Annotated in this window: 6 protein-coding genes; 2 read left to right on the top strand and 4 right to left on the bottom strand. The window is 73.3% G+C overall.

Annotated elements, in window-relative coordinates:
- Positions 1 to 57 precede the first annotated feature (57 nt).
- Genes G6553_RS20285 through G6553_RS20270 form a run of 4 tightly spaced genes read right to left on the bottom strand, consistent with a single transcriptional unit; the run spans position 58 to position 4,968 of the window.
- Positions 58 to 1,257: a substrate-binding domain-containing protein gene (locus G6553_RS20285; RefSeq protein ID WP_207620075.1), complete on the bottom strand. Its 1,200-nt coding sequence runs from the start codon at positions 1,255 to 1,257 to the stop codon at positions 58 to 60.
- Between the two features lie 38 nt (positions 1,258 to 1,295).
- The gene (locus G6553_RS20280; RefSeq protein WP_207620074.1) at positions 1,296 to 2,402 is read right to left on the bottom strand and encodes an ABC transporter permease; all 1,107 of its coding nucleotides are present in this window, start codon (positions 2,400 to 2,402) and stop codon (positions 1,296 to 1,298) included.
- The gene (locus G6553_RS20275; RefSeq protein ID WP_166196890.1) at positions 2,399 to 3,421 is read right to left on the bottom strand and encodes an ABC transporter permease; all 1,023 of its coding nucleotides are present in this window, start codon (positions 3,419 to 3,421) and stop codon (positions 2,399 to 2,401) included. The genes G6553_RS20280 and G6553_RS20275 overlap by 4 nt, the downstream gene beginning before the upstream one ends.
- Positions 3,418 to 4,968 carry a sugar ABC transporter ATP-binding protein gene (locus tag G6553_RS20270; RefSeq protein ID WP_166196888.1) on the bottom strand — a complete coding sequence of 517 codons (1,551 nt, stop codon included), beginning with the start codon at positions 4,966 to 4,968 and terminating at the stop codon, positions 3,418 to 3,420. Before G6553_RS20270 ends, G6553_RS20275 begins: the two co-directional genes overlap by 4 nt.
- A gap of 93 nt (positions 4,969 to 5,061) precedes the next feature.
- On the opposite strand from G6553_RS20270, the gene G6553_RS20265 reads away from it, so the two are divergent.
- The gene (locus G6553_RS20265; protein ID WP_347565834.1) at positions 5,062 to 6,231 is read left to right on the top strand and encodes an ROK family protein; all 1,170 of its coding nucleotides are present in this window, start codon (positions 5,062 to 5,064) and stop codon (positions 6,229 to 6,231) included.
- A gap of 97 nt (positions 6,232 to 6,328) precedes the next feature.
- Positions 6,329 to 8,350: an ATP-dependent DNA helicase gene (locus G6553_RS20260; protein ID WP_166196886.1), complete on the top strand. Its 2,022-nt coding sequence runs from the start codon at positions 6,329 to 6,331 to the stop codon at positions 8,348 to 8,350.
- Positions 8,351 to 8,543: the final 193 nt, after the last annotated feature.

Below are 8,543 nucleotides of genomic sequence, written 5' to 3'. Positions count from 1 at the left end.
GCCCGGCCGGGGGTGGGTCCGTCCACCCCCGGCCGGGCCGGGTTCAGGGGCGCAGGGTCACGGGATCTGGCGCTCCTGCCAGACCTGCGGGTAGCCGGGCAGGTCCTCGCCACCGAACTTCGCGTAGTGGCCGTCGGGCATGCCCTCGTTAGCCTCGAGGAAGTCGGCGCGCTCGTCCTCGGTGATCGGGGTCTGCGGGAGCACCCACTCCTTCGGGACCTCCTCGCCGGCGACGATCTTCTGGATCGCCAGCAGCGGGGTGCGCCACTGGAAGTTGGAGTAGACCGGCGCGAGCCCGGTCAGCCCCGTCTCCTCCCACTTGCGCAGGAAACTCATCTCGTCCTCGCCGGTCATGACCGGGTAGTCGACGCCCTGGTCCTCGAAGGCCTCGATGGCGGCGACGGCGCCGTCACCGGCGTCCATCCAGACGCCTGCGACGTCGCCCTTGGTGAGCTCGTCGGTGATGATGCCCTTGATCTTGGTGGGGTCGGCGCCGGTGAAGTAGTCGACCGCCTCGATGCCGTTCTCCTCGAAGATCTTCTCGGCCGCGGCCCAGCGGGTCTCGAGCACGTCGACGCCCGGCAGGATCCGCAGCGCGACGACCTTGTCGCCCTCCTCGAGGTTCTCGACGAGGAAGTTGGCGGTGTCGATGCCCCAGGCGTAGCCGCCGATGGGGTGGATGAACGTCGTGTAGCAGTCGGTCTCGACGCCGCGGTCGAAGATGATGACCGGCTTGCCGGTCTCGCAGGCGCGCTCGACGGCGGGGGTCATCGCGGCCGTGGAGTTCGGGGAGATGACGAAGACGTCGCAGTTCCCCTCGCTGATGAAGTAGTCGATGTCGGCGATCTGGGTGTTGTCGTCGTCCTGGGCGTCGCGGGTCTCCATCTCGGAGATGACGCCCTCGTCCTGGAGCACCTTCAGCTGCTGGTTCATCGTGATCCAGCCGGTCTGGCGCCAGGGGTTGGAGATCGAGGCGTTCGCGAAGCAGACCTTCTGCGCCTTGTTGGAGGTGTAGTCGGCGGTGTCGGTCATCTCGCCGTCGATGTACTGCAGCCACGGCTGCTCGGGGTCGCCCTCGAACGTCGCCGACCGCTGCTCGTCCTGCTCGTCGAAGTCGGCCTGGACGAACCACTCCTCGCCGCCGCCGGACTCCTCGGTCTCGGAGGCCGACTCCTCGCCCGCCTGCGGGGCGGGGTCGTCGATGGACTCGTCGGTGCTGCACGCGGCCAGGACGGCCAGGGCAGCGACGGACGCCACGGCGCCCCTGAGCGACCTGCTTCGCAACGGTGTGCGCATCAGTTGTCTCCTGTGGTTGTGCCCGGGGTGGGCTGGTGGTGGGTGAGGTGCCGAGACGAGGGAGAGGTACGTCGGGGGCGCCGCCCGCGCTGCCAGGCGCGGCCGGCCACGGCGACGGCGGCGATGATGATCAGGCCCTGCACGGTGGCGCGCCACGTGGACTCGACCCCGAGGGCCGTCAGCAGGACGAACAGCAGCTCGAGGGCGACCGCGCCGGCGGCGGCCGAGAGCACCCAGCCGCGGCCACCGCCGAGGAGCACGCCGCCGAGGACGACCGCGGTGATGGCGGTGAACTCGTAGCCCTGGCCGACCGAGGGGTGCACGCCGGCGTACCCGACGAGCAGGATCCCGGCGACGGTCGCCGACAGCGAGGAGATGACGAACGCGCGGGTCTTCAGCCACCACAGCGAGCTGCCCGAGACGCGGGCCGCGTCGGCGTTGTCGCCGGCGGCCACGAGGCTGCGGCCGAAGGGGCGGCGCATCGACCACGAGGCAAGCGCGCCGAGCACGACCAGGATCAGCAGCGGGTAGGGGATGACGTCGACGACCGGCACGTCCTGGATGCCGCCGCGGCCGATCTCGCGGAACGCGTCGGCGGGGTTGCCGGTGGCCGCGCCGCCGGTGAGGTGGTCGACCAGGCCGCCGAGCGCCAGCATCATCCCGAGCGTCACGATGAAGCTGGGGACGCCCAGCAGGGTGGTGCCGAGGCCGTTCAGCACGCCGATGAGCACGCCGACGGCGAGCATCAGCACCATGACCGGCAGGATCCGGCTGTCGTCCTGCCCGATCAGGTTGCCGGCCATCACGACCTGCGCGGCGACGACCGCACCCATGGAGAGGTCGAACTCCCCGGAGACGATCACGTAGTACTGCCCGATCGCCGCGATCGCGATCGGCGCGGTGCGGCCGAGGAAGCGGATGACCACGCCGGGGTCGCCGAAGTTGGGGTTCGCCGCGATGGTGGCCACCAGCAGGAGCAGGACCAGGACGTAGACCGCGCCGCCGGGGGTGGCGAGCGCCGCTGCGGCCCGCCCGCCCAGGCTGCGGTGGTGGTCCGCCAGCGGCGGGCGCTCGGGCCGGTCGAGGAGCTGGGTCGAGGTGGTCACTTCGCCTCCTGGAGGGCGGCGTCCAGGCCGGTGGGCCGTTCGAACCGGGCGGGGCGGCGGTCGATCTCGCGCCGGGCGTAGACCGCGACCGCGACGACGATGACGAGCCCGCGGACGACGTCCTGGAGGAAGGCGCTCACGCCCATCACGCCCATGACGTTGTCGAGGACCGAGAAGATCGCGACGCCGGCGAGGGTGCCGACGACGTTGCCCTTGCCGCCGGCCAGCAGCGTGCCGCCGAGGACGACGGCCGCGATCGACATCAGGTCGTAGTCGCCCTGGCTGCCGATCGTCGGGCTGCCGACGCTGAGCCGGGCCAGCAGGAGCAGGCCGGCGAGCGCGGCCAGCACCGAGGAGAGGGTGTGGGCGACCAGGACCGGGACCGACGTGCGGATGCCGGACAGGCGGGCGACCTCGCGGTTGCCGCCGACGGCGTACAGGTGGTGGCCGACCCGGGTGCGGCGGAGCATGAGCACGACGAGCACCGCGCAGCCGAGCAGGATCAGCGTGGAGAGCGGCACCGGGCCGACCTGCGTAGCGCCGACCAGGCGGAAGGAGCGCGGCGCGGAGCCGTGGCTGCCCTGGTAGTTGGTGGCGAGGTAGCCGCTGACGACCAGGCCGGTGCCGAGCGTCGCGATGAACCCGTGCACGCCGAGGTAGGCCACGATCGCGCCGTTGACCAGCCCGATCACCGCGGCCACCGCGAGGGCGAGCAGGACCGCGGGGAGCACGTTGCCGTCCTGGCCGGCCATCGTGCCGGCAGCCAGCACGCTGACCAGGCTGACGACGTACGGCACCGACAGGTCGAGGCTGCCGACCAGGATCACCAGCGTCTGGCCGATCGCGATGAAGCCGAGGATGCTGATGCCGGTCAGCAGCGCGGAGATGTTGCCGGAGCTGAGGAAGTTGCGGCCCTCGACCGCGGTCAGCACGAAGCCGACGACCAGGCTGAGGGCGAGCAGGACCAGCACGATGCCGGTGGAGGTCAGCGGCGTCCCGCGCCGGAGGAGCGTGCTCATGCGCTCGCCTCCCCGGTGACGCCGGTCGCGACCTGGAGCACCTGCTCCTCGGTCGACCCGGCGGGCAGCTCGCCGGCCACCCGGCCGTCGCGCATCACGACGATGCGGTCGGACATGCCGATCACCTCCGGCAGCTCGCTGGAGACCATGAGGACGGCGACGCCCCGGGCCGCGAGCGCGCGCATCAGCTCGTAGATGGAGTGCTTCGCGCCGACGTCGATGCCGCGGGTGGGCTCGTCCATCAGCACGACGCGGGGCTCGGTGGTCAGCCAGCGGGCCAGCACGACCTTCTGCTGGTTGCCGCCGGACAGGAACTGGACCTCCTGGTCCATCGCCCGGGCGGAGACCTCGAGCGAGGACAGCAGGCCGGGCAGCTCGCGGCGCGCGGCGCCCGTGCGGCGGGGGAAGACGGCGCGGACGACGCCGAGGGCGTTGTCGAGGATCGTCTGGTTGAGCGCCAGGCCCGTGGCCTTGCGGTCCTCGGTGACCATGGCGAGGCCGGCGCGGATCGCCGCGCGCGGGGAGCGGGGGCGTACGTCGTGCCCCCCGATCCGCATGGTCCCGCGGGTCAGCGGCCGGACGCCGAAGACCGCCTCGAGCAGCTCGGTGCGGCCCGAGCCCTGGAGGCCGGCGATGCCGACGACCTCGCCCGCCCGCAGGGTCAGGTCGACCCCGTCGACGTACCCGTTGCCGGCGCCGCGCAGCTCCAGCAGCGGCTCGCCGACCTCGGTGCCGGGGAGCGGGTCGGGGAAGAAGGAGGAGATCGAGCGGCCGACCATGAGCCGGACGAGCTCGGCGTCGTCCAGGTCGGTCGCCGGGCGGGTGGTGACCTGGCGGCCGTCCTTGAGGACGGTGATGGTGTCGCAGAGGTCGAAGATCTCCTTGAGCCGGTGGGAGACGTAGACGATCGCGACGCCGCGGGCGGTGAGCCGGGCGATGACGGAGTAGAGCAGCTCGACCTCGTGCTCGGCGAGCGCGGCGGTGGGCTCGTCCATCTGGATGACGCGGGCGTCGTAGCTGACGGCCTTGGCGATCTCGACGAGCTGCTGCTCGGCGACCGAGAGGGTGCGCACCCGCTGCCCGGCCCGGAGCCCGGTCACGCCGAGCCCGGCGAGCAGCTCGTCGGTGTCGCGCTGCATCCGCTCGACGTCGACGAGGCCGCGGCGGCGGGGCTCCCGGCCGAGGTAGACGTTCTCGGCGACCGTCCGCTCGGGCAGGAGGTTGAACTCCTGAAAGACCGTCGAGAGCCCGGCCTGCTGCGCCTGCACGGGGTGGCTGAAGGTCACCGTCTCACCGCCGATCTCGACGGTCCCGGCGTCGGGGGAGTGCACGCCGGCGAGGATCTTCATCAGCGTCGACTTGCCCGCGCCGTTCTCGCCGACGAGGCCGAGGACCTGGCCGGCGCGGAGCTCGAGGTCGACGTCGGCGAGCACGGTGTGGCCGGCGAAGGACTTGGTCAGGCCGGACGCGCGCAGCACGACGGCGCCGGCGGGCGCGGCCGGCGCGCCGGGCGTCCCGTCTGTCGAGGTGTGCGACGTGGTGGTCACGGACGCACTGTGGCACGCGTCACCCACTTCTGTCGATAGTCCGTCAAAAGTCGACTGCTGGACGTCCCGAAGGGTGCGTGGAACACTGCGGCCGTGCGGACCAGCGACGTCTTCGAGCTCCTTCGGGACGGCCGGCCTCGCACCCGCGCGCAGCTCGCCGACCTCTCCGGGCTCGCCCGCTCGACCATCGCGTCGCGGATCGACACGCTCATGCGGCTGGGGCTCGTGGCGCCGTACGGCGGTGGCGTCTCGACCGGCGGCCGTCCGCCCTCCCTGCTGGCGCTCAACCCGATGGCCTGGGTCGTGGCGGGGGTCGACATCGGCGCGAGCCACGCCACCGCCGCGCTGTCGGACCTCAGCGGCACGATCCTCGTGGAGCGCCGGGCCGACCTCGACGTCGCCCTCGGCCCCGACCACGTGCTCGGCTGGGTCGAGCAGGTGGTCGCCGACCTGCTCGCCGACCAGCGCCGCGAGGTCCGCGAGCTGGCCGCGATCGGCATGGGACTGCCCGGGCCCGTCGAGCACTCGAGCGGCCGGGCGATCAACCCGCCGATCATGCCCGGGTGGGACGAGTACGACGTGCCCGGCCACGTGCAGCGCGCGTTCGACGTGCCGGTGCTCGTCGACAACGACGTCAACATCATGGCGCTCGGCGAGCAGCACGCCCACCTGCCCGACGTCGACGACCTGGTGTTCATCAAGGTCAGCACCGGCATCGGCGCCGGCCTGATCTCCGGGGGCCAGCTCCAGCGCGGCGCCCAGGGGACCGCCGGCGACCTCGGCCACGTCGCGGTCGCGCGAGCCGCGGACGTGCTGTGCCGGTGCGGCAACCAGGGGTGCCTCGAGGCGGTGGCGGCCGGCCCGGCCGTCGCTCGCGCGCTCCGCGAGGCCGGCGTCGAGGCGGCCGGCTCCGCGGACGTCGTGGGGCTGGTCCGCAGCGGTGACGCCCGTGCCGTCCAGGCGGTGCGCCAGGCGGGGCGCGACATCGGCGAGGTGCTCGCGACGCTGGTCAACATGATCAACCCCTCCGCGATCGTCATCGGCGGCTCGCTCGCGGACGCCGGGGAGAGTCTCCTGGCCGGGATCCGCGAGGTCGTCTACCAGCGCTCGCTGCCGCTGGCCACGCAGCACCTCGCGGTGACCACCTCGCGCGCCGGGGAGCGGGCCGGCGTCATCGGGGCCGCTGCGCTCGCCATCGGCCACGTGCTCTCGCCCGAGCACATCGACCGCGCCGGGGAGCGGCTCGCCGCGGCGGGCGCCTGAGGTCGTTCGGCGCCTGTCCGCTCGCTGCGGGTGACGTCGTCCACAGCCCCGCCGCACGGCGGCCGGCGGTGTCGGCGGCCGCGGTTAGGGTGCTCGGGTGCCACCGACCTCCGCCTCGCCGACCGCGCCGACGACCCGCGTGAGCGAGGTGCTGGCGGGCGCGGTGCGGGCGCTCGGCGGCGCCGAGCGGGCGGGCCAGGTGCGGATGGCCGAGGCCGTCTCGCGGGCGCTCGCCGACGAGGAGCACCTGCTCGTCCAGGCCGGCACCGGCACCGGCAAGTCGCTGGCCTACCTCGTGCCCGCGCTGCTCCACCCCGACCGCGTCGTGGTCGCCACGGCCACGCTCGCGCTCCAGCACCAGCTGGTCGAGCGGGACCTCCCGCGGCTCGTCGAGGCGGTCGCGAAGGACGAGTCCGCCCGCGACGTCGACACGTCGTACGCCGTGCTCAAGGGCCGCTCGAACTACGCCTGCCTCCACCGTGTCCGCGAGGGCGTGCCCGACGACCAGGGTGCGCTGGTGCAGCTGCCCGAGGGCTCGATGGGCCAGAAGGTGCTCGAGCTGCGCGCCTGGGCCGAGGAGCAGGCCGAGGAGAGCGGCAGCGGCGAGCGCGACAACGCGCCGCGGCACACCGACCGCGAGTGGCGCCAGGTCTCGGTCAGCCACCGCGAGTGCCTGGGGGCGAGCAAGTGCCCCTTCGGGCAGGAGTGCTTCGCGGAGCTGGCCAAGGAGAAGGCGCAGCGCTCGCACCTGGTCATCACCAACCACAGCCTGCTCGCGATCGACGCGATCGAGGGCGTGCCGATGATCCCGGAGTACGACGCGGTCGTCATCGACGAGGCCCACGAGCTCACCGCGCGGGTCACCCAGGCCGCGACCGACGAGCTGTGGGCGGCCGAGGTCGAGCGGGCCGCCCGGCGCAGCCAGCGCCACGTCGAGGGCTCGCAGGCCGACGACCTGGCCGACGCCGCGGAGGCGCTGCGCTCGGCGATGACCGACGCCCGGCCGGGCCGCTTCGAGCGGATCCCGCAAGAGCTCGGCGACGCCCTCGTGCTGGTCCGCGACGCGGCGCGCGCCTGCCTGTCGGCGTACCCCAAGGGCGACGACAAGGGCGACAAGTCCGCCGACGCCGGGCTGACCCAGGCCAAGGGGTCGGTGCAGGACGTCTTCGCGACCGCCGAGCGGATGGCCGCCGACCTCGACTCCGACGTGCTGTGGATGACCGAGGGCAGCGACCGGATGCCGCCCCGGCTGTGCGTCGCGCCGCTGCAGGTGTGGGGCCCGATGCGCGACAAGCTGCTGCGCGAGAAGAGCGTCGTCTTCACCTCCGCGACCCTGATGCTGGGCGGCGACTTCGGGTCGGTGGCGACCAGCGTCGGGCTCAAGCCGTCCGAGCGGGTCGTCGACGAGGCCGCCGACGCGCAGCGCACCGACACCGTGCTGCCGTGGCGAGGGATCGACGTCGGCTCGCCGTTCGACTACGGCCAGCAGGGGATCCTGTACGTCGCCCGCCACCTACCGCCGCCGGGGCGCGATGGCCTCGTGGCCGCCCAGCTCGACGAGATCGTCGAGCTGATCGACGCCGCCGACGGGCGGGCGCTCGGGCTGTTCTCCTCCCGTCGGGCCGCCGAGACCGCGGCCGAGGCGGTCCGCGAACGGCTCCCGCACCTGACCACCCTCGCCCAGGGCGACGCCCAGCTGCCGGAGCTGGCCAAGCAGTTCGTCGAGGACCCGCACACGGTGCTCTTCGGGACGCTGTCGCTGTGGCAGGGGCTCGACGTCCCCGGCGACACCTGCCAGCTGGTGCTCATCGACCGCATCCCGTTCCCGCGGCCCGACGACCCGCTGATGTCGGCGCGGCAGAAGGCCGCCGACCAGGCCGGCGGCAACGGGTTCATGCAGGTCGCCGCCACCCACGCCGCGCTGCTGATGGCCCAGGGCGCGGGCCGGCTGATCCGCACCACCGCCGACCGCGGCGTCGTCGCCGTGCTCGACCCGCGGCTGGCCACGGCGCGGTACGGCGGCTTCCTCAAGGCCAGCCTCCCGCCGATGTGGACCACCACCGACCCCGGCATCGTCCGCAAGGCGCTCGCCCGACTCTCCGCCTCGGCCAAGGCCTGATCCGCGCCGTCTCCGCTCGGCGGGGGCCGGCACGGGTCGCTCGGGCGCGGTCGACAATCGCGCAATTGTTGGGAAATGTCAGTGTGCAAGCGCTTGCGCACCGACATTTCCGCGCAATTGAACGATCGTCGACCCCGCCAGCCCCGGCCGGCGGGGCGAGCCTAGATCCGCGAGACCCCGTCCCACCCGCCCC

The sequence above is a fragment of the Nocardioides sp. IC4_145 genome (assembly GCF_011250565.1).
GTDB lineage: Bacteria > Actinomycetota > Actinomycetes > Propionibacteriales > Nocardioidaceae > Nocardioides.
The sequence above is the reverse complement of the archived record's forward strand: the minus strand, read 5'-3'. Positions and strand labels throughout refer to the sequence as shown.

Coding starts and splice junctions, on each gene's coding strand:
- G6553_RS20275 (WP_166196890.1), bottom strand. CDS start 3,421: ATGAGCACGCTCCTCCGGCGCGGGACGCCGCTGACCTCCACCGGCATC.